Origin of the sequence: Halomonas sp. NyZ770 (assembly GCF_020616575.1) — a bacterium.
Taxonomy (GTDB): domain Bacteria; phylum Pseudomonadota; class Gammaproteobacteria; order Pseudomonadales; family Halomonadaceae; genus Vreelandella; species Vreelandella hamiltonii.
The window spans coordinates 3,291,317-3,310,348 of record NZ_CP085143.1 but is presented as its reverse complement, the minus strand read 5'-3'; the positions used below and the strand labels follow the sequence as shown (position 1 = coordinate 3,310,348).

The window sequence follows — 19,032 nt, the reverse complement described above, 5'->3', positions numbered from 1 at the left end:
GTTATCGAAGCCTTTTTCGCAAAGCGGCACCTATGCCGTCTACCACAACAACGCAGGCCAGAATTGCCAGCAATATGGCCGATACTTCGGCGTAGTTAATCAGGCGCAGAGCGGCCATTAATTCAAAACCGATACCACCGGCACCGACGATGCCCAACACCGCCGAGGCACGGAAGTGATATTCCCAGCGGTAGATGGTGATGTCCGCCAATTGCGGTAGCACTTGGGGCATTACCGAGTGGGTAATCACCTGCATGCGGCTAGCCCCGGCGGCACTGGCCGCCTCCAGGGGTTTGGGGTCTACATGCTCTATGGCTTCGGCGTAGAACTTGCCCACCATGCCCACCGAGTGCAGCGCCAGAGCCAGCACACCGGGCAATGCGCCAAAACCCACCGCAGCCACGAACAGTATGCCCAATATGATTTCGGGTACGGAGCGCAGCGCCGCCAACAGCGTTCGTGCACTGTGGTACACCCAGGGGTTGGGCGAGGTGTTCGCCGCCGCCAGCAATGCCAGTGGCAGTGACAACAGCACCGCCAGCACCGTGCCCGCAATGGACATGGCTAAAGTATCCAATAGCGGTTTAAGCCAGTGCTGCCAACGGCTAAAGTTGGGTGGCACCATTTCCGAAGCCAGCTGTGCGATGGCCGGGCCGCCCTCAATGAAGCGCGCCGGGTCAAAAAAGCCGGTGATTGCGAGAGCCGCCAGACATACCGCCAAAATCACGGCCACCAAACGTGCCTTGCGCACCGCTTGGGTCCGGGCTTGGCCCAGGAGGTGGTCGTAGGATGGTGTTGCCACCGAGCTCATTACATTTCTCCCAGGTTTATGTTCAGAATGCGGGCGGTATCACGCAGCACGTCATAGGCCGAATCGTCGGTGGCGGCAAAGCCTTCAACCCGAAACGCCGCCAGTACTTCGGGGCTCGACATGTTCAAAAACGCATCGCGAATGGACTGCTTCAGCGCCGGAGCCAAGTCGCCCTGCATGACAATGGGATAGTTGGGAATCGGTGCAGTTAGCTCCAGCTCTACCAATTTGCTGGCGTCCACCGTACCGCGAGCCACCAACATATCGTAGATGGGTTTGGACAGAGCGCCGGCCGGAATCTGCCCCGCCTGAACCGCCCGGGCTACCGCATCGTGAGTCCCCAGGTGTACCGGTCGATAGTCTTTATCGCCATCCAGTCCGACTTGGTTGAACAGGTGTGCTCTCGGAACCAAATGACTGGAAGTGGACGCTTGGTCACCATAACCAAAAGACTGACCGCGTACATCCGCCAAAGATTTCACCGGGCCGGCGGCGTTGGCGATGATGACGGAGTGGTAGGTGGGAGTACCGTCTTCAACGCCTACAGCGAACGGCTCCAGACCGGGCGCGAGGGACTTGGCTAACACATAGGACAAGGGGCCAAAGTAAGCCACTTCAATACGGCCGAAACGCATGGCTTCAATCATGGAGGAGTAATCCGTGGTGACCACAATTTCGATGCGTTTGCCCAGGGTTTTTTCCAAATATTGTTTTAGTGGCTGAGCGTTTTGAATCAGAGTGGAGGCGTTTTCATCGGGAAGCAGGGCGACACGCAGGCGCGAAGGGTCTTTCCCTTCGGCAAATGCCGGTGTGCAAACCAGGGTCAATAAGCTTAAGCAGGCAACAAATAGCCAATGCAGTTTCATAATAATCTCCGAGAGTAATTTACAGGGCTGAAGGAAGTGGAGCATCGCGGAATGGCTCATTCCGCAAGGCCTGTTGAGGTTGTTCTTGCGTGGATTTGGCTTTGTCCGGTCGTTGATAAAGTCCATGGGCGGCGGCCTCGGTGAGCGCGCCGGGCAGGCCGTCGAATACCACGGCACCGCTACGCAGACCGACAATGCGGTCGGCAAAACGCCGGGCGAAATTCACTTGGTGCAAACTGACGATAGCGGTCAGTCCATCGCTCTTACAGATGCTGTGAATCAGGGTCAGCAGTTGCTCCGCCGTGGCGGGGTCGAGACTGGCCACAGGTTCGTCTGCCAGCAAAATGGAAGGCTGCTGAATCAGCGCCCGGGCCACACCAACACGCTGCTGTTGCCCGCCGGACAATTGGTCGGCCCGCTGCAGGGCATAGTCCAACAGACCCACACGATCAATGGCCGCCAGCGCCATGCGCTTCTCATCTTTGGACCAGGGCAACAGGGTGCGCCAGCTGTTGTGGTAGCCAATACGCCCAAGCAACACATTGTCCAAAACGGACAGCCGCCCAATCAGGTGATGTTGCTGAAAAATCATGCCCGTTTGGCGGCGGTGGGCTCGCCGTGCTTCGGCCGTAGCGATATCCCCACAAGCCGAAGACAGGACTTTGCCTTGTGAAGGCTTTACGAGCCCGTTCAAACAACGCAGCAACGTGGACTTACCGGCACCGGAAGCGCCCAATAGAACCACAAACTCGCCTTGCGCAAAGGCCAGGGAGTTGGGCTGTAACGCTTGATGACCGTTGCTGTAGGTCACACTCAATTGTTCGGTTTGAAGTTGTGCCGGTTGGCTCGGGGATGCAGTATCCCGGGCGGCGGCCTCGGTGTTGGTGCTCGACATAATCTTGGCTCCTCTCCAGGGGTTGGAGCCGACAGTATGCCGAGCCTTGATGACGTGCCTATTAATTAAATCGACATATTTACCGCTTAGGGTATAGGTGGAGTCTATAGTCTCGCGGAGTGAGTAATGACAAATTCATCCAGCGCCGAACTTCGAGCCTTCGAAGCGGTTGCCCGCTGTGGCAGCCTGTCCGCCGCCGCCCGCTTTTTGGGATTGCGCCAGCCTACGGTTTCCGCCCACTTGAGCCGCCTGGAAACCCGCTACGGTGTGGAGTTATTGCACCGCACGCCGCGCGGTGCCGAGCTGACGGACTTTGGCAAACTGCTGCACGAAACCACCAGCCGCCTTTATCAGACCGAACAGCAAGCCATGTTGCTACTGCTCAGTGCCCGTTGCCAGTATCAGGGCCATTTGAAAGTCGGGGCCATAGGGCCCTACAACGTGACGCCGATGATCAAACGATTCCGCGAGCAGTACCCGCAGGTGCGAGTGTCTGTCTGCATGGGCGATTCGCGCCTGATCACCCGACGCGTCCTGGATCAGGAAGATGATGTGGGTGTGGTGTTGCATCACGTGGATGACCCCAATGTGTGGTGTATGCCGTTCAAGCGGCAACTGTTGGTCGTGTTCGCCGCCGTGGGCCATCCGCTGGCCCGTAAAAGTTCATTGACTCTGCATGACCTGCAGGATCAGGAATTTGTGATGCGCGAAGATGGTTCACGCACGCGCACCGTGTTCGAGCTCGGCCTGGCCGCCGCGGGGGTGAGAGTGCGCACATCCGTGGAGATGGGCAGCCGGGAAGCCGTTCGCGAAGCTGTGGCTCAGGGCTTGGGGTTGGGCGTCGTCGCGCAAACGGCTTTTACGCCCAGTAAGCGATTGGTGGCCTTACCCGTGGCAGGGTTGGAGCTCTATACACACGCGCACGTCATCTGTCTCAAGGACCGGGCAGAAGCCTCATTAATCAGTAAGTTTTTGGCCGTGGCGGAGGCGTCACGAGTTGGAGGGTGAAGGTGCCCCATCAACCATTAAATCCGTATACCCGAAAACAAATGCCCACATAAAGCATCACTCCCGCACTGTGATAAGCGAGCCGTGGCGAGCGCCACGGCTGCCGTTGAGTCGATCAGAACGCCATGCGCAACGTTACTTCCAGCTCGCCTCATAGAAGCGGGGGAGTTCATCAGGGTAAGCGGTAAAGTCCAGATCAGCGGTGTGAGCGTAATAGGTGGAGTAGGAGAACAGCGGCGCCCAGTAAGCCTGCTCAGAGATACGTGCCAGCACTTGCTGGTAGTAGTCGAGGCGTAAGTCAGGGTCTACCGAGGTATCGGCGATTTGCAGCCACTCCTGTACCTGGCTGTCCTGCCAGAGATCATCTATACCGCCCGAGAAGTAAACGCTGACAAAAGCTGAAACATCGTTAATCGAGAAGGAGCCCCAGGCTTTGAACGACATGTCCGTCCGCCCGTTACGCTGAAGCTCCAACAGCGCGGGGGAGGTCATGAAACGCAGATTGGCATTGATGCCTACGGCGCGCAGATCGCCAATCATCGCCTCCGCGTAGTCGCGTTCCCGGTAGGCATGAAGGTCGATATCAAAGCCATCGGCGTAACCGGCCTCTGCGAGCAGTTCACGGGCTTTTGCAGGATCATATTCATACTCAATGACGCTTTGGGTTTCGCAGCCGAACTGTGTGGGGAAGCAGGGAGCATAGAGGGGCTGGCTTCCGCCACGCACCAGATCATTAGCGAGGCCTTCCCGATTCATGGCGTGGTTAATGGCTTGGCGTACGCGAATATCATGCAAGGGCGAATCTTCTCGGGTGGCTGCATCAAGACCGATATAAGCGACCCGCATGGTTTCACCACCGAGCACGCTCAACTGGGGCATACCGCCCAAGGACTCCGCTTGATCAGCGGGTACTCGCCAGATCCAATCAACCTGCCCTGACATCAATTGCGCCATGCGTGAGTCTTCATCGGCGATGGCTTTGAATTCAATGTTACCTATCGCTGGCTGACCAATCGGGCTGTCTTCAAAGTAGTCATCAAAGCGCGTCAGGCTTACGCCGTCCCCTGGGCGAACGTTGGTAATCCGGTAAGGGCCGGTACCCACTGGCTGACGGCTAAAGCCTTCGATGCCGACTTCCTGGAAATACTCATCGGGGTAAATCGGCATCGGGCCGGAAAGGTACTCAAGGGCTGCTGGGAAAGGCTCCTTGAGATGAATGCGAACCTGATAGTCATCAAGCTTCTCGACGCTTTCAATCCAATCCACATTCTGGCGTGTCACCACCCGGGATTCGGGTGATACCGCGTAGTTGAAGGTAAATACTACGTCGTCGGCGTCGAACGCCTCGCCGTTGTGAAAGGTAACGCCTTCACGAAGCACCAGATCCAGGGTTGATTCATCGGCCCACTCCCACTCGGTCGCCAAGCGAGGCTCATATTCGTTGGTTTCGGGGTTGCGATAGATCAGCGTGTCCCAGGCCAGATGGGCGAGGATAACCCCTTCACGCAGGTTGTTGTGATAGGGGCTAACGTTTTCCGGTTCGCTGTCAGAGGCATAGACCAGCGTGTCATTGGCCTTGCCCGCCATGGCCGACGTCGCACAGCCGAGTAAGGTAATGGAAGTTGCCCAAGCGGACACAGCCCGAGCGAGTTTGCGTTGTGGATGCATGTCATACCTCGTCATATGGAAAAAACGGATATGAGCGTTTGGCGTACCGTCGGCGCTGTTGTTTTGGAATGCCTTGCTGGGAGTGTCTGTCGCCTTGAATCTAAATTAAGCGATTGATTAGACGTGTCACAAGTGCAATGTTTAGAATTTATCATTGCCGTTTTGGCAATACTTGGATGGCGAGGGTGAGGGTATGAATCCACGGGTACTTCAGGAGACGGCGTTGCGCTACTTCCTCGAGGTGGTGCGCTGCGGCTCCATTAGTGAAGCATCGCTCAAGCTGAATGTGGCTCCCTCAGCGATTAGCCGACAGATCGCGCGACTAGAGAGCGAGTTGGATACGCTGTTGTTCGAGCGGCGAGCGCGTGGAATGGTACCCAGTGCTGCCGGTGAGCTATTGGCCGTGCATGCTCGCCATATGCAATTGGAGTCGGAACGGGTGGGCAGTGACATCCTGGCCTTGCGTGGATTGCAGCGAGGCAAGGTACGCCTGGCAAGCTCGGAAGGTTTCGCCGTGGATTTCTTGCCGGCCGCGATTACCGCTTTTCGTCGGCGTTACAGCGGTATTCATTTCCACTTGATGGTGGGGTCCCCCTCGGAGGCGACGCGTCATGTCAAAGAAGGGGAAGCGGACATAGGCATCACTTTCAGCCTGAAGCCGGAAGCTGATATTCAAATTGCCTTTCGGCAGCCTGCTCCCATCATGGCGCTAGTGGCACCAAGCCATGAGCTGGCCGGTAAAAAGAGTGTGTCATTGGCTCAGTTGCAGAAGTATCCGTTGGCGTTGCCGTCACCCGAAACCACCCTGCGCCAGCTCTTCGATATCTGTTGTAGCCGCCAGAATCTGGCGTTTGAGTCGATTTTTAGCAGCGACTACACCGAAGCGTTGATCAACTTTGCCATGCTGGGAGGCGGGGTGGCACTTGCCGGAGAGATCTCCGTTCGTTACCGCATTCATCAACAGCGCGTGGTGGCGATACCGATCAGAGACCAGGGCATGGACTCCCGTTTTATAGAAGTCCAGACCCTGGCTAAACGAACGTTGCCGAGTGCTACACAGGCATTTCTAGAGTTTTTGAAAGCACAGCTTCCTCCAGGCAACTTGCCCCTTCCTATTGCCCGTTGAGGGCCATCTGACGATCACACACTTTCTCGATCAAGGCCGGGTCATGGCTGACCAGCATCACCGCACAGCCCTGTTCCCGGGCCAGCTCGATGAGCAGGCTGAGGGTGTGCTGCTGAGTGACGGGGTCGAGCCTGGACGTGGGTTCGTCGGCGAACAGAAAGCGTGGCTCGAGCAGCAACACGCGCAGCATCGCGAAGCGCTGCAGTTCGCCGCCGGAAATCTCCCCCGGCCGGCGGGCCAGCAGGTGGTCGTCGAGCCCCAGGCGCTGCAGCAGCGGTGCTACCCGTGCCGGGTCGAAGCGGTGACGGCGCTGCAGGTCGGCCAGCAGCTGCGCCAGTGTCCAGTGGGGCGAAAAGGCGGCCGGAGGGTCTTGGTAGAGCTTCTGGCGGCCCAGTACGGGAATACTTTGATGGTAGTCGACGCGCCCCTGATTGGGCCGCGTGACGCCCAGCAGAATATCGCCCAGCGTGCTCTTTCCGCAGCCGGAAGGGCCCACCACGCCGACGATTTCGCCGGGGCGCAGGCTGACCTCCAGCTGGGAGAAGAGCTCTCGACCGCCGCGCGTCATGGCAAGCCCCTGGGCGCTGACCACGGGGGCCTCGGCGTGGCCACGAAACACGGGGGGATCGGGCCAGCGGCTGGGTTCGGCGGCCAGCAGGCGTTGGGCATACTCGGTATTCGGGTGGTTCAGCAGCACCTCGGCAGGGCCGCGTTCGACCACCTGCCCCTTGCGCAGAATGATCACTTCGCCCCCCAGTCGCCGGGCGACTTCGATATCGTGCGTGATGGTCAGCAGGGCGCCGCCACGCTCGGGGGTGCTGGCCAGTAATTCGACCACTTCATCCCGGCGCGGGGCATCCAGCCCTTTGGTGGGCTCATCGGCAATCACCATGGCAGCCCCCGCAGCGCTGGCGGCCGCGAAGGCCACCCGCTGGGCCATGCCGCCGGAAAGCTCCCCCGGCAGTTTATGCAGCGCATGGGCAAGACCCAGGCGGCTCAACTCGGCCTTGGCGGCGGCTTGGGCGTCTGCTGCTGTCTTGCCAGCGACGAAACGATGGGTTTCTGCCACTTGTGGCAGGGCGCGCATGGTGGGGTCCAGCGCGTTCCAGGGCTCCTGGGGCAGCAGCGCCAGGGTGCGGCCCCACAGCGCCTGCCGGCTTTGCGGGGCGTCGGCAGGGTAAGTCACACCGGCAATTTCCAGCGAACCTTGCGCCGCCAGACCCGGCGGTAGCGTGCCCATGATGGCCTGGGCAATCAGGCTCTTGCCCGAACCGGTTTCCCCCAGCAGGGTCAGGCGCTGGCCAGCGGCCAGACGAAAGCTGATCGGGGCGATGGAGACGCCGTCGCCAGTGATCTCCAGATCACTGACATCCAGCAGTTGCGTGGTGAGCGTCATGGAGGTCATCGTGGGTCCTTCCCTGCCAGCAGGTTCAAGCTCAAGACCACCACGAACAGCACGAAAATCGGCTGCGCCATGGCCCAGGGAGCTTCGTGGTAGTAGGGCAACAGCTCGATCATCATCAAGCCCAGTTCCGCCGTGGGCGGCCGCAGGCCAACGCTGACAAAGCCCAGCGCGGCCATGGCGAGAATCGCGCTGGCGGCACCGAAGGCGGCCAGCGTAAACACCTGGGGCGCCAGCTCCGGCCATAAGTGGCGACGAAACAGCATCACCGGGCCAAAGCCCAGCAGTCGGCTGGCTCCGATCTGTGGCGAAGTGACCAGCGCTTGGGTGCGCGCTCGTACTACCCGGAAATACTCGATCCACAGCACCAGCGAGATCCCCACGTAGAGGGTCCAGAAGTTGCCGGGGGCGATGGCGGCCAGCAGCAGCACCAGCAACAGGCCCGGCAGCGCCAGGCAGGCATCGGCAACGCTACCCAGCAGGCGGTCGGTCCAGCCGCCCCGCCAGCCCGCCACGACGCCCAGCAGTACGCCGGGAATGGCGGCGGTGGCTACGCTGAGCAGTGCCATGCCCAATGAGAGCCGAATGGCTGCCGCCATACGCGCCAGCATGCTGCGGCCAAGGTGGTCGGTACCGAAGGGCTCGGCCAGCGAGGGTGCCTGCAGGATGCGGCTGAGCTGCTGGCGGGCGGGGTCTGCGTCGACCAGCCAGGCAAAGGCGAGCAGCAGGGCCAGCAGGCCCGCGCCCCACCATTGGCGCGCCGATAGCAGTGTCGTATGGCCATGCAGGGGGCGGGAGGCAGATAGCCGTGACGAGGTAGTGCCCATCATGCTTGGCGTCTCCTTGGGTCGAGTAGGTGGCAGGCGATATCCACCGCCGTATTCAGCAGCACGAACAGCAGGCCCATGACCAGCGCCGTGCCCTGAATCATCGGCACGTCTCGGGCCACGATGGCGTGCACCAGGGCGTGGCCGATGCCGGGCCAGGCGAACAGGGTTTCGACCACCACGACACCTTCGATCAGGTAGACGAACTGGACGCCCAGATAGGCCACCACGGGCACCGATGCGTTGCGCAGACCGTGGCGCAGGAAGCTGCGCCGTGGCCCAAGGCCCTTGGTATGAGAAAAGGCGTAGTAGGCCGACTGGGAAACCTCGGCCATGGCGTTGCGAGCCACGCGGCTGGAGACCGCCGCCAGGCCCAGCGCCAGCGTCAGGGCCGGTAGCACGGTATGCATCGGCCCACCGTGGCCTGCCACCGGCAGCCAGCCCAGGGTGACGGCAAACAGCATGATCAGCAGTAGCCCGACGGCAAAGGCGGGCAGCGCGCGCAACACGCTGGCGGCGACTTCGCTGGTGCGATCCAGCAGGCCGCCGGGGCGGCGCCCGGCCGCCAGCCCCAGCGGGGGCCCAATCAGCAGCGAGAGCAACACCGCCACCACGGCCAGGCTCAAGGAGTGGCCCAACTGGTGGGAAAGCTCTTCCAGCACCGGCCGCCCGCTCACCAGCGAGCGGCCCAGGTCGAACTGGACGAGATCCCATAGCCAGCCCAGGTAGGCGCCCAGGCCCGACTGGTCCAGCGCCAGCTCGGCCCGCACGGCCTCGGCGGCGGCGCCATCCACCATGTCATGCCCATAGCGACCGGCGGCAATGCGGTAGGCCATATCGCCTGGCAGGGTGCGGGTAATGATGAACGTCAGCGTGCCCACCAGCCAGGCCACCAGCCCTGCCTGCAACAGCCGCGACCACAGTAGTCGGCCCAATCCATGGTTCCAGCGTGATATCACTCTGCCCACCCCATTTGGTCGATGCGGTAACTGCGCTCCAGCGGATCGATGGAGAACCCTTCCAGGGCGCTGTTGACCGCTGCGGTTTGCTGATACCAGGCCACGGGAATCAGCGGCATCTGCTGGTGAAGGCGCTCTGCGACCAGCGGTGCCAGGTCATCGAGGGTTTGCTCGTCGGTGGCTTGACGCAGCGCGTCCAGCCACTGAGCCACCTCTTCGTCACGCCAGTTCATGGTGCCCCAGTCGCCGCCCATCGAGTTGGCGTCACTGCCGATATCGTCCATCAGCGAGCCCAGCGGGTTGGGCACCAGACCGTAGTTGCGGCCTACCAGGCCGACTTCCAGGCTGTTGTCGTGGTGGCCGGAAGGGATCTCGCTGGCGTTACCCACGGCGACTTCCAGCGCGACACCAATATCGCGCCACTGATCCTGCAGGGCAGTGGCCACGACCGGAAGCTCGGGGCGATCCGCATAGGTGCGCAGGGTCAAGGCAAACGGCTGGCCATCGCGCTCCAGCATGCCATCACGCCCTGCTTCCCAGCCCAGTTCGGCCAGCAGCGCCTTGGCGGCCTCGATATCCTGGGCATCCGCAGGGTCAAGCCCCAGGTGCCAGGGGCCAAGGCTATCCGGGAAGAGTTCGGCGGCCGCGGCTTCCGGGGTGCGCAGCAGGCCCGCCGCAATGCCCTGCCGGTCGATGGCCATGCTCAGCGCCTGACGAGCGCGCGTATCTTCCAGCAGCGCATGGCCTGCATTCAGTTTCAACATGATGGTGCGTGGCAGCGGCTCGGCATGCAGCGCTAGCCGTGCGTTACGCGCCAGGCGTGCCTGGCTGGCAGGGTCCAGGGTGTACACGATATCGGCGTCACCGCTTTCGGCCATCAGGGCGCGGGTTTCGCCTCGGCTAACGGCCAGGTAGCTGGCGCTGGCAATGTTGGCGGGCTCTCCCCAGTAATCCTCGAACCGCGTGACGGTCATGCGCTGCGGTGGCGAGAGCGCCTCCACCTGATAAGGGCCGCTACCGATCATCGCCACGACGTCGCCATTATCGGCAAACGCCGCATCGGCAAGAATCAGCGCGGTGGAGTGTGCCAACAGGGCCGGCAGGGGCGAGAAGGGGCTTTCCAGCTCGATGACCACGGCACCCTGGTCGGCCCGCATCTGCTGAATCGGGGCGCTGTCGAGTATGCCCGGTTTGGCACGGGCGACTTCCAGGCTGTGGAGCGCTGCCTCGGCGGTCACGGCGCTGCCGTCATGAAAGGTGGCTCCCTCCCGCAGCGTGAAACGCCATGTCAGGCCGTCTTCGGAGACCTCCCAGGCGCTGGCGAGTCCTGGGGCAAGCTGCCCGTTCGAGTCGGTGTCCACCAGGGTCTCGGCCACGCGCATGCGGCCAAATACATAGCCCGAGATGGCCGGGTCTGGCCCCTTGATTTCCCACGGGGCGACGATATCCAGGCGCTGTTCGTTCGCCCATGCAGCAGGCGTTACGGGTAAAGCCAGTAGGAGGGTGACTCCCGCAGCAAAGGCGTGCTTCATAAGAAACTCCTGATGGAACAAAAGAGTTATTTTATAACATATCAGGTTAGGTATGAAAGTCATTCTCGTCTGTGCAACGGATGACATTCACCTCTGTAGCCGCGACAATAGCCCGCCGGGCATATCGCCACCCGGGTCGTCGTTTCATGCCGTTAGTAGGGAATTCCATGCCGCCACTCAACATCCTCTATCAGGATGAGCACCTCGTTGCCGTGCATAAGCCTTCCGGGCTGCTGGTGCACCGCTCCGCCCTGGCGCGGGGAGAAACCGAATTTCTGCTCCAGCGCCTGCGCGACCAGCTGGGCAAGCGGGTATATCCCGTGCATCGGCTGGACCGCCCCACCTCCGGGGTCATGGTGCTGGGACTCTCGTCGGAAGCGGCGGCGCTGCTGGCCGAAGCGTTCAGCGAACGCCAGGTGGAGAAGCGTTACCTGGCCGTGGTGCGCGGCAAGGCGCCTGAGCAGGAGCGGCTGGACTACCCGCTCAGGGAGGAGGACGGCACCCGACCCAAGGCGGAAATGCCCGCCATGCCCGCGATGACCGACATTCGCCGCCTGGACAGCGTCGAGCTACCCGTGCAGGTAGACCGCTACCCGGTGGCGCGTTACTCGCTGGTGGAGGCGCGCCCCCTGACCGGGCGACGGCACCAGATACGCCGCCACTTGTCCCGTCGCGGCTACCCGATCATCGGCGACGCCAAGCACGGCAAGAGTGTCCACAACCGTTTTTTTGCCGAACAGCTGGCAGCGCCACGCCTGCTGCTGGCAGCGACTTACCTGGCCTTCGATCATCCGCTGCTGGATAAGCGCATTCAGCTTGGCTGTGCCGTGGACGACACCATGAAGCACCTGTTCGAGCAGTTTGGCTGGCAGGGGCATTTACCCCTGGATAGCGTGCGAACGCCGCCCATTGCCAAGCCTTCTGTCCTGCAAGCCCTGTGAGTCAGCCCATGTCATTGAATGAATCCACGCCCTCTTCCAGCGATTATGACTTCCGCTTTGGCGGTATTCGGCGCCTTTACGGCCAGCGTGCGGCGCAGGCATTTCGCCGTGCCCACGTGGTGGTCGTCGGGGTCGGTGGTGTGGGCAGCTGGACGGTCGAGGCGCTAGCCCGCTCAGGCATCGGCAAGCTCACGCTGATCGATCTGGACGACGTGTGCGTCTCCAACGTCAACCGCCAGCTTCACGCGCTGGATGGCACGATTGGCCAGCCCAAAGTAGACGTTTTGGCCCAGCGCTGCCGCCTGATTGCCCCCGAGATCGAGATCATCGCGGATACCGCCTTCGTCACGCCCACCAACTTGGCCGAGCGCATTCCTGAGGATGCCGACCATGTGGTGGATGCCATTGATAGCGTAATTGCCAAAGCGGCGCTAATCGCCTGGTGCAAGCGGCGCAAGATTCCGATTACCGTCACCGGTGCGGCAGGCGGGCAGACCGACCCCACGCGCATTCAAGTGGCGGATTTGACCCGCACCGAGCACGACCCGCTGCTTTCCAAAGTGCGCTCAAGATTGCGCCGGGATTACGGTTTCTCCCGCAACCCCAAGCGGCGCTTCTCGGTGGAGTGCGTCTACTCCGACGAGCAGTTGATCTACCCCAGTGCCGACGGCGAAGTGTGCCTGCAAAAGCCCGGCAGCAACGAGGCTACACGGCTGGACTGCGCTTCCGGCTTTGGCGCCGCGACGTTTCTCACCGGCACCTTTGGCTTCGTGGCTGCCTCCAAAGTGCTGGAGCGGCTGGCCAAAAAAGCGCAGCAGCCCGCCGCCACACACACAACCGAAGAGGAAAGCGAATGACCACCCCCACCCCTGGCATTTACCGCCACTACAAAGGCAACCTTTACGAAGTGATGGGCACCGCTCAGCACAGCGAAAGCGAAGAACCGCTGGTGGTCTACCGCGCCCTCTACGGCGACTACGGCCTTTGGGTGCGTCCGCTGGCGATGTTTACCGAAAGCGTTACCAAAGAGGGCCACACCCAGCCGCGCTTTGCGTTAGAGAAGGCGTTTTAGGAGCTGGCTCAAGTAACACACCATCGCACAATGAGTGAGTGATGGTGTATCTCTGATCGTTTAAAAGCCTGCTAAAGATGTCAAAACACCAAAAATAGCGCAGCTAGCCAGCACTGTGAGCATGCCTACGTTGAAACGAAAAATTGCGATCATGGCGCTTGCCGACAGCAATAGCGCCAACAGGTTCAGAGTGGCTACGTCAGGTATCAGCAAACGAGCGCCCATGATGTGCCATTCACCTACGTCAGCGAAGATGACGTGAAGCCCGAACCAGATGGCCAGGTTGAGAATTACCCCGACGACTGCAGCGGTAATGGCGGACAGCGCAGCGCTCAGGGCGCGATTGTCGCGTAGGCGCTCTACATGGGGAGCGCCCAGAAATATCCAGAGAAAACAGGGAACGAACGTTACCCAAGTGGTCAGCAATGCCGCCAGCATTGCCGCTACCATGGGATCAAGGCCTGTGGCCTCACGAAAAGCGCCCATAAATCCGACAAACTGCACGACTTGAATCAGTGGGCCTGGGGTTGTTTCCGCCATGCCCAGGCCATCCAGCATTTCACCCGGCGCTAACCACCCGTAATGTTGCACCGCTTCTTGAGTGACGTAGCCCAGTACCGCGTAAGCGCCGCCAAACGTCACTACCGCCATTTTACTGAAGAAGAGCGCAATCTGGCTGAATACATTGTCGCTACCGAATAGAGCCAGGAGCAGTACTACGGGGGTCAGCCATAACAGGAGCAACGTACCTGACATGCGCAGAGACCATTGGCGACTGGGGCGTGCATGTGCAGGCAGCCCTTCGCCAAGTAGAGAATCCCGGTCGCTCAGTACCGAGGCGTCGGCATTGCCATGGCCGCCTCCTGCTTGAAAGGCCGCGATGCCATGTTTTCCTCCCCAATAACCGAGTAGAGCGGCGCTCAGAATGATCAGTGGGAATGCCACCTCGAAAAAGAAGATGGCAATAAACGCGGCCGCAGCAAGGCTGAGCATGACCCGGTTTTTCAAGGCTCGCTTACCGATGCGCACGACGGCATTGAGTACGACGGCCAGCACGGCGGCCTTGAGCCCAAAGAAGAGCCCTTCAACGGCACCCACGTTGCCCAAGGTGGCATAAAGGTAGCTCAAGGCAAGAATAGCGATGAAGCCAGGCAACACAAAAAGACTGCCCGCGACCAAGCCGCCTTTGGTGCGATGCATCAGCCACCCGATATAAATAGCCAGCTGTTGCGCTTCTGGTCCCGGAAGCATCATGCAATAGTTCAGTGCGTGAAGAAAACGGCGCTCTCCAATCCATTTTTTTTCTTCAACAAGAATGCGATGCATCACCGCTATTTGCCCTGCGGGGCCACCAAAGCTCAATAGCGCTATTCTCAACCATACTTTGACGGCCTCGCGAAATGGGACGTGGTGGGGCGACTCATTGATGGGATGCATGGAACACTCTTTGGTGAAGTGAGGGGGTTTTTGTAAAATGTATAACAAGTTAGTCATACGTACAACGAAGGAGCTGGTATGGCTGATCATGCACAGCGTTGGTTAATACTGATCATGCGTCTTGCGGGACGGGCGGGTACCCCACGGATGAGGATTTGGCGGGCACTGCGTGGTTTGGGTGCTGCGGTGCTCAGAGATGGCGTGTATCTGCTGCCTGCCAGCCACTCGCGCAGGAAAGCGCTGGAGGAGCAAATGGTCGCTGTTCGGGAATTGAAAGGAAACGCACTGCTAATCGAAGTGGCCGAATCCGCCATCGATAGTGCTGATGTGCTGGCTTCACTTTTTGATCGCACATCAGATTTTCAAGCGTTGCAGGCGGATGTACTCGTCTGGCAGCAAGCATGTTCTCAATTGGAGGCGCGAGAAGCACAGCGCCAACTGACCCAGTTGCAACGCCGTTTACATAGTATTGTGGAGATCGACTTTTTTCCTGGACCAGAAGGCGAACAAACTGTCCAGGAATTGGCAAACGCTGAGACCCTCTTCAATCGCTGTTTTGTACCAGACGAGCCACGGTCAATTCAGGCCGACATCCCTCGGCTTGAGCGTGCCAAATTTTGCGCCAAAGTGTGGGCAACGCGTCGTCGCCCTTGGGTGGATAGGCTCGCTTCTGCCTGGCTGATACGGCGTTTCATCGATCCAGAGGCCCACTTTGTCTGGCTTGCACATCCAAGCCAATGCCCAGTCGGTGCGCTTGGGTTTGACTTTGATGGCGCAGATTTCACTCATGTTGGTGAAAAGGTGACCTTTGAAGTACTGATCGCAAGCTTTGGCCTTGAGCAAGATATGGGTTTGCAAAGGATGGCAGCGCTTGTTCACTATCTGGATGTAGGTGGCGCACCTGTCGCAGAGGCTGTGGGATTAAAGCTTATGCTAGCCGGGGCCAGGGAGCGCTGTGACAACGATGATGTCTTGCTGCAGCACACAGATAGCTTGTTTGACGACCTCTATCAGGGGTATTTGGCGGGGAGTGCAGGTTAAATTAACGTTGGCTGCCCAATGGCAATGGGTGTGCCTTTTGCTGGATATTGCGAGTGGATTAAGCACACCACCTGACCATGGGGTGGTGTGCTACCAATCTATGAATATCAAGGAAGCGCGGCAGAACTGAGCTTCAAGTGCAACAGCTCGGCGGCGCTTTTGCCTGCTACCGCTCCCAGCACCACGGCGCTCAGCAGCCCGTTGCCGGACAGGTAGCCGCTGTCGTTGGAGCCCGACACCCCGCGCGCCGCGCCGCCTGCGGCAAACAGGTTGGGCAGCGCTTGGTCCTGGGTATCGAGCACGCGGGCCTTGCGGTTCACTTCCAGGCCGCCCTGGGTATGGAACAGCGCCCCGGTGACGCGAATGGCGTAGTAGGGTGCTTTCAGCAGGTTGGCAGGTTCGAAGCGGCGGCCAAATGCATCGGCCGTTTGCTGCTCGGCATGCTGCTGCATCTGGGTGAAGGTGGCTTGCAGTGCGCCCAGGGGGAGCTTCAGGCCCGTGGCCATCTCTTCCAGGTTTGAGAAACTGCGTACCGCGCCGCTCTCCTCGGCATTACGATAATCTTCGAACGCCTGCGCAGACTCATGAATGCGCGCGTCATACAGGTTCCAGGCCACTTGCTCCGGCTGCGCCAGCACCTTGGCCGCCTGTTCGGAGTAGCCGCCATGCTCATTGGAAAAGCGCTCGCCCTTGATATTGACCTGAATACCCCCTTGCATCATCAGCGCCCAGCTGATCAGCGTTTGGTGCGGCGTGGCGAGGGAGCCATGGCCCTGGCAGGCGCCCAGATCCTTGGTGCTCGCGCCCATTGCCTGGCCCCACAGCAAGGCATCGCCCTGGTTGCCTTCGTGGCCGTAATACAGTGCGTGTTTCAGCGTGGGCAGGTAGCGCTCGACCAGCTCAGGGTTACCGCCATAGCCGTTGCAGGCCAGAATCAGCGCGTCGCAACCAATGCTTTCGCGGCTGCCGTCTAGGCGCTCCAGGGTGACGCCACGCACGCGCTGGGAGCTGTCCACGTGCAGATCCACTACCCGGGCCTGGGTCAGGATGTCGATGCCTGCGGCTTCGGCGGCGTTGAGCAGCGCGCCCATCAACTCTTCCCCGGTGCGCCGAGGCGTGGCGTGCATGCGCAGGTGGCGGTGGCCAGGGTAGAGAAAGCCTTCCACCAGTTCGAAAGGCACACCGTGCCGGTCTGCCAGCCACTCGATGGTGGGGCCGGACTGGCTGGCCAGCAGGTCGACGATGGCCGGGTCCGCCTCGAAGCCATTCTTCTTTTGAATATCTTCTGCCATGGCCTCGGCGGAGTCGGTGACGCCCAGCTCATGCTGAAAGCGCGTATTGGCGGCAGGAATAAAGCCCGAAGACATCGCCGTGCTGCCACGGGGCAGGGCATCGCGCTCTAGCACCGCAAGCTCGATACCCGCTTCCTGTGCTGCCAGGGCGGCCACTAGCCCGCAGGCACCCGCACCGATGATCAGCAGCGGCAGGTGGGCATCGAAACCACCGGGTGAATAAGGAAGTATCGCCATTACGCTTGCTCCGCAGCTTGGTGGAAGGCATCCAGAATCTCGCCCGCCGGGGCCTGCCATACGTCGGCATGCCCGCTGATGTGTGCCAGCACCTCTTCCAGGCAGGCGATGCGGTGAGGCTGGCCCACCAGCCAGGGGTGCAGGTTCAGCGCAAACAGCCGCCCACCCTGTTCGCGGGACTCTTCCAGCAGGAAGTCGAAGGCGTCCTTTACCTGCGTCGCCCATGAGTCTTCCGAGTGCAGGTTCTGGCTCATCACGAACTGATCTTCGATCTCGGTGGCCAGTGGCATCATGGTCAAGTGGCCGGTGTGGGTGGCACAGGCATAAGGCAGGTCGTCGTTCACCCAGTCGGCGCAGTACTCGAGGCCATTTTCTGCCAGCAGGTCCAGGGTGTTGAAGCTCTGGTGCTTGGCGGGGCTGAGCCAGCCGCGTACCGGTTGGCCGGTCACCCGCCGCAGGGTGTCTACGGAGCGCTTGACCAGCTCGGCCTCTTCTTCAATGGGCTGGCCGCCGTAGTGCAGGTGATCCATGTTCCAGCCGTGGGCAATGAACTCGCCGCCGTGCTCTTTCAAGCGCTGCACCAGATAGGGCGTCTGCTCGGCAAGCTGGGCGTTGATCGCAAAGGTCGGTGTGATGTCGTGCGCGGCCAGCGCTTTCAGCACACGATAGATGCCCACGCGGTTGCCGTAATCCCGCAGCGAGAAGTGGCGCAGGTCCGGGTAGGGCATGGTCATGCCGTTGGGTACCTTGAACGGTACGCCGCGCTGGTCGAGCGGGTAGAACTGCAGCGATATGTTGATCCACACCGCCAATGTCTTGCCGCCGGGCCAGGTAACGGGGGCGCGCTCGCCCAGCATCGACCATGCATAGCGGTCGTGGTCGTAGCCGTGGCGGCGCAAGGGGTAATCGAGATAGTCGTCGTTGAGCGCCATGTCGTTGGATGCCATGGGGTTAGCCCTCCCTGCGTGCGGTGGCGGCCTGGGCCTGGATGCTGTCGAGGGCGGCATCGTAATAGTGGGCCAGGTAGTAATCGGCAATCTCGCGGCCCGTGGCGACCCACACATCCGGGTGGCCGGTGATGTACTCCAGCGCTTCTTCGAATGCCTTGATGCGGTGGGGGCAGCTCACCTGATAGTTGTGGGTGGGAATGCACATCACCGTGCCGGACTCTGCGCCCTCCAGGTACAGGCGGTCAAAGTGGCGCTTGAGCATAGTGGCGTACTGGCGCGGCTCGACCTTGTTCACCGCGTAGACGATGGTGTCGTTCATCTCCAGCGAGTAGGGCATCGAGATGAACCGCTTGCCGGAACGCACGCTGACCGGCGTGGGTTGGTCATCGTGGAACAGGTCGCAGGTGTAAACACCGCCTTGCTCGCCGAATAGCTCCTCGCCCACTTCGGCAAACAGGTCCAGGGTGCGCTCCGAATGGGAGAGCGCAGGCGCCAGATACCCGGCGCAGGCCTGGCCGGTGTGGCGATGGATGGTCTCCATGCTGTCGCGGATCATCGCCCGCTCCTGGGCTTCGCTCAGCCCATAGGTGTAGCGGGTGTTGTAGATGCCGTGGCTGAAGAACTCCCAGTCGCGCTCCTGGCACATCTGGATGATTTCGGGATGATGCTCGCAGAGTGCCGTGGATAGCGATACCGAGCCGCGGATGCCGTACTTGTCCAGCAGGGCCATTTGGCGTTGGTGGCCCACCCGGTTGCCGTAGTCGCGAATGCTGTAGCCGGGCACCGACGGGTGGGGGTGCGGCCACGGTTTGCGGCTCGGGTTCTGCGGCGGGTCGATCTCGTAATACTCGATATTGGGGGCCACCCAGAAGGCTACCTTCGCGCCGCCGGGCCAGGTGATTTTCGGGCGCTGGTCGTAGGCCCAGTAGTCGTAAACGCCAAGTGACTCTTTCATCGTGGGCTCCTCG

18 protein-coding genes are annotated in these 19,032 nt (G+C 60.8%); 6 read left to right on the top strand and 12 right to left on the bottom strand.

Annotated elements, in window-relative coordinates; all coding sequences use genetic code 11:
* Position 1: 1 nt before the first annotated feature.
* Genes phnE through phnC form a run of 3 tightly spaced genes read right to left on the bottom strand, consistent with a single transcriptional unit; the run spans position 2 to position 2,572 of the window.
* Positions 2-811, bottom strand: coding sequence for a phosphonate ABC transporter, permease protein PhnE (gene phnE / locus LG409_RS15285; RefSeq protein ID WP_086511883.1), 810 nt, complete (start codon positions 809-811; stop codon positions 2-4).
* Positions 811-1,677: a phosphate/phosphite/phosphonate ABC transporter substrate-binding protein gene (phnD, locus tag LG409_RS15280; RefSeq protein WP_086511898.1), complete on the bottom strand. Its 867-nt coding sequence runs from the start codon at positions 1,675-1,677 to the stop codon at positions 811-813. Before phnD ends, phnE begins: the two co-directional genes overlap by 1 nt.
* A gap of 19 nt (positions 1,678-1,696) precedes the next feature.
* Positions 1,697-2,572: a phosphonate ABC transporter ATP-binding protein gene (phnC, locus tag LG409_RS15275; protein WP_086511884.1), complete on the bottom strand. Its 876-nt coding sequence runs from the start codon at positions 2,570-2,572 to the stop codon at positions 1,697-1,699.
* A 126-nt stretch (positions 2,573-2,698) separates the two neighbouring features.
* Here phnC and LG409_RS15270 point away from each other — a divergent pair, with 126 nt between their 5' ends.
* Entirely contained in the window at positions 2,699-3,580 is an 882-nt protein-coding gene (locus LG409_RS15270; RefSeq protein WP_086511885.1) for a LysR substrate-binding domain-containing protein, read from the top strand.
* A gap of 135 nt (positions 3,581-3,715) precedes the next feature.
* On the opposite strand, the gene LG409_RS15265 is transcribed toward LG409_RS15270, so the two are convergent.
* On the bottom strand, positions 3,716-5,248 hold the full coding sequence (locus LG409_RS15265) for an ABC transporter substrate-binding protein (protein WP_227407046.1): 1,533 nt from the start codon (positions 5,246-5,248) through the stop codon (positions 3,716-3,718).
* A 193-nt stretch (positions 5,249-5,441) separates the two neighbouring features.
* Between LG409_RS15265 and LG409_RS15260 the strand changes: the two genes are divergently transcribed.
* Positions 5,442-6,374: a LysR family transcriptional regulator gene (locus tag LG409_RS15260; protein ID WP_039180463.1), complete on the top strand. Its 933-nt coding sequence runs from the start codon at positions 5,442-5,444 to the stop codon at positions 6,372-6,374.
* On the opposite strand, the gene LG409_RS15255 is transcribed toward LG409_RS15260, so the two are convergent.
* The 4 genes from LG409_RS15255 to LG409_RS15240 are packed head-to-tail and all read right to left on the bottom strand — an operon-like array spanning position 6,361 to position 11,094.
* Positions 6,361-7,779, bottom strand: a complete 1,419-nt coding sequence (locus tag LG409_RS15255; protein ID WP_227407045.1) for an ABC transporter ATP-binding protein — start codon at positions 7,777-7,779, stop codon at positions 6,361-6,363. The two genes, LG409_RS15260 and LG409_RS15255, sit on opposite strands and share 14 nt — an antisense overlap.
* Complete coding sequence (locus LG409_RS15250; RefSeq protein ID WP_227407044.1) at positions 7,776-8,606, bottom strand: ABC transporter permease; 831 nt, start codon at positions 8,604-8,606, stop codon at positions 7,776-7,778. Before LG409_RS15250 ends, LG409_RS15255 begins: the two co-directional genes overlap by 4 nt.
* Positions 8,603-9,538 (bottom strand): ABC transporter permease, encoded by a 936-nt coding sequence (locus LG409_RS15245; RefSeq protein WP_096922117.1) that lies wholly within the window; start codon positions 9,536-9,538, stop codon positions 8,603-8,605. The genes LG409_RS15250 and LG409_RS15245 overlap by 4 nt, the downstream gene beginning before the upstream one ends.
* A 20-nt stretch (positions 9,539-9,558) precedes the next feature.
* Positions 9,559-11,094, bottom strand: coding sequence for an ABC transporter substrate-binding protein (locus LG409_RS15240; RefSeq protein WP_227407043.1), 1,536 nt, complete (start codon positions 11,092-11,094; stop codon positions 9,559-9,561).
* 167 nt (positions 11,095-11,261) lie between these two features.
* Here LG409_RS15240 and LG409_RS15235 point away from each other — a divergent pair, with 167 nt between their 5' ends.
* Genes LG409_RS15235 through LG409_RS15225 form a run of 3 tightly spaced genes read left to right on the top strand, consistent with a single transcriptional unit; the run spans position 11,262 to position 13,107 of the window.
* Positions 11,262-12,035, top strand: coding sequence for a pseudouridine synthase (locus LG409_RS15235; protein WP_016914986.1), 774 nt, complete (start codon positions 11,262-11,264; stop codon positions 12,033-12,035).
* 8 nt (positions 12,036-12,043) lie between these two features.
* Positions 12,044-12,892 carry a tRNA cyclic N6-threonylcarbamoyladenosine(37) synthase TcdA gene (gene tcdA, locus LG409_RS15230; RefSeq protein WP_227407042.1) on the top strand — a complete coding sequence of 283 codons (849 nt, stop codon included), beginning with the start codon at positions 12,044-12,046 and terminating at the stop codon, positions 12,890-12,892.
* The gene (locus tag LG409_RS15225; protein WP_039180446.1) at positions 12,889-13,107 is read left to right on the top strand and encodes a DUF1653 domain-containing protein; all 219 of its coding nucleotides are present in this window, start codon (positions 12,889-12,891) and stop codon (positions 13,105-13,107) included. Before tcdA ends, LG409_RS15225 begins: the two co-directional genes overlap by 4 nt.
* Before the next feature lie 60 nt (positions 13,108-13,167).
* Here LG409_RS15225 and chrA read toward each other — a convergent pair whose 3' ends face one another.
* On the bottom strand, positions 13,168-14,634 hold the full coding sequence (chrA, locus tag LG409_RS15220) for a chromate efflux transporter (RefSeq protein WP_227407041.1): 1,467 nt from the start codon (positions 14,632-14,634) through the stop codon (positions 13,168-13,170).
* On the opposite strand from chrA, the gene LG409_RS15215 reads away from it, so the two are divergent.
* Complete coding sequence (locus LG409_RS15215) at positions 14,623-15,585, top strand: chromate resistance protein ChrB domain-containing protein (protein ID WP_218313845.1); 963 nt, start codon at positions 14,623-14,625, stop codon at positions 15,583-15,585. The genes chrA and LG409_RS15215 overlap by 12 nt on opposite strands.
* A 107-nt stretch (positions 15,586-15,692) precedes the next feature.
* Here the strand turns inward: LG409_RS15215 and LG409_RS15210 are convergent, their stop codons facing one another.
* From LG409_RS15210 to LG409_RS15200, 3 genes are read right to left on the bottom strand one after another with little or no spacing between them, the layout of a single operon-like run.
* Complete coding sequence (locus LG409_RS15210) at positions 15,693-17,114, bottom strand: FAD-dependent oxidoreductase (RefSeq protein ID WP_227407040.1); 1,422 nt, start codon at positions 17,112-17,114, stop codon at positions 15,693-15,695.
* Positions 17,114-18,061 carry a polysaccharide deacetylase family protein gene (locus tag LG409_RS15205; protein ID WP_227407039.1) on the bottom strand — a complete coding sequence of 316 codons (948 nt, stop codon included), beginning with the start codon at positions 18,059-18,061 and terminating at the stop codon, positions 17,114-17,116. Before LG409_RS15205 ends, LG409_RS15210 begins: the two co-directional genes overlap by 1 nt.
* A gap of 4 nt (positions 18,062-18,065) precedes the next feature.
* On the bottom strand, positions 18,066-19,019 hold the full coding sequence (locus LG409_RS15200) for a polysaccharide deacetylase family protein (RefSeq protein WP_218313843.1): 954 nt from the start codon (positions 19,017-19,019) through the stop codon (positions 18,066-18,068).
* Between the last annotated feature and the right edge of the window lie 13 nt (positions 19,020-19,032).

Excerpts from the sequence above, each read along its gene's own strand:
- LG409_RS15210 (WP_227407040.1), bottom strand. The coding sequence starts at position 17,114 with ATGGCGATACTTCCTTATTCACCCGGTGGTTTCGATGCCCACCTGCCG.
- phnE (WP_086511883.1), bottom strand. The coding sequence starts at position 811 with ATGAGCTCGGTGGCAACACCATCCTACGACCACCTCCTGGGCCAAGCC.
- LG409_RS15205 (WP_227407039.1), bottom strand. The coding sequence starts at position 18,061 with ATGGCATCCAACGACATGGCGCTCAACGACGACTATCTCGATTACCCC.
- LG409_RS15265 (WP_227407046.1), bottom strand. The coding sequence starts at position 5,248 with ATGCATCCACAACGCAAACTCGCTCGGGCTGTGTCCGCTTGGGCAACT.
- LG409_RS15240 (WP_227407043.1), bottom strand. The coding sequence starts at position 11,094 with ATGAAGCACGCCTTTGCTGCGGGAGTCACCCTCCTACTGGCTTTACCC.
- LG409_RS15235 (WP_016914986.1), top strand. The coding sequence starts at position 11,262 with ATGCCGCCACTCAACATCCTCTATCAGGATGAGCACCTCGTTGCCGTG.
- LG409_RS15225 (WP_039180446.1), top strand. The coding sequence starts at position 12,889 with ATGACCACCCCCACCCCTGGCATTTACCGCCACTACAAAGGCAACCTT.
- LG409_RS15250 (WP_227407044.1), bottom strand. The coding sequence starts at position 8,606 with ATGATGGGCACTACCTCGTCACGGCTATCTGCCTCCCGCCCCCTGCAT.
- LG409_RS15270 (WP_086511885.1), top strand. The coding sequence starts at position 2,699 with ATGACAAATTCATCCAGCGCCGAACTTCGAGCCTTCGAAGCGGTTGCC.
- LG409_RS15215 (WP_218313845.1), top strand. The coding sequence starts at position 14,623 with ATGGCTGATCATGCACAGCGTTGGTTAATACTGATCATGCGTCTTGCG.
- phnD (WP_086511898.1), bottom strand. The coding sequence starts at position 1,677 with ATGAAACTGCATTGGCTATTTGTTGCCTGCTTAAGCTTATTGACCCTG.
- tcdA (WP_227407042.1), top strand. The coding sequence starts at position 12,044 with ATGTCATTGAATGAATCCACGCCCTCTTCCAGCGATTATGACTTCCGC.
- LG409_RS15255 (WP_227407045.1), bottom strand. The coding sequence starts at position 7,779 with ATGACCTCCATGACGCTCACCACGCAACTGCTGGATGTCAGTGATCTG.
- LG409_RS15260 (WP_039180463.1), top strand. The coding sequence starts at position 5,442 with ATGAATCCACGGGTACTTCAGGAGACGGCGTTGCGCTACTTCCTCGAG.
- LG409_RS15200 (WP_218313843.1), bottom strand. The coding sequence starts at position 19,019 with ATGAAAGAGTCACTTGGCGTTTACGACTACTGGGCCTACGACCAGCGC.
- phnC (WP_086511884.1), bottom strand. The coding sequence starts at position 2,572 with ATGTCGAGCACCAACACCGAGGCCGCCGCCCGGGATACTGCATCCCCG.
- chrA (WP_227407041.1), bottom strand. The coding sequence starts at position 14,634 with ATGATCAGCCATACCAGCTCCTTCGTTGTACGTATGACTAACTTGTTA.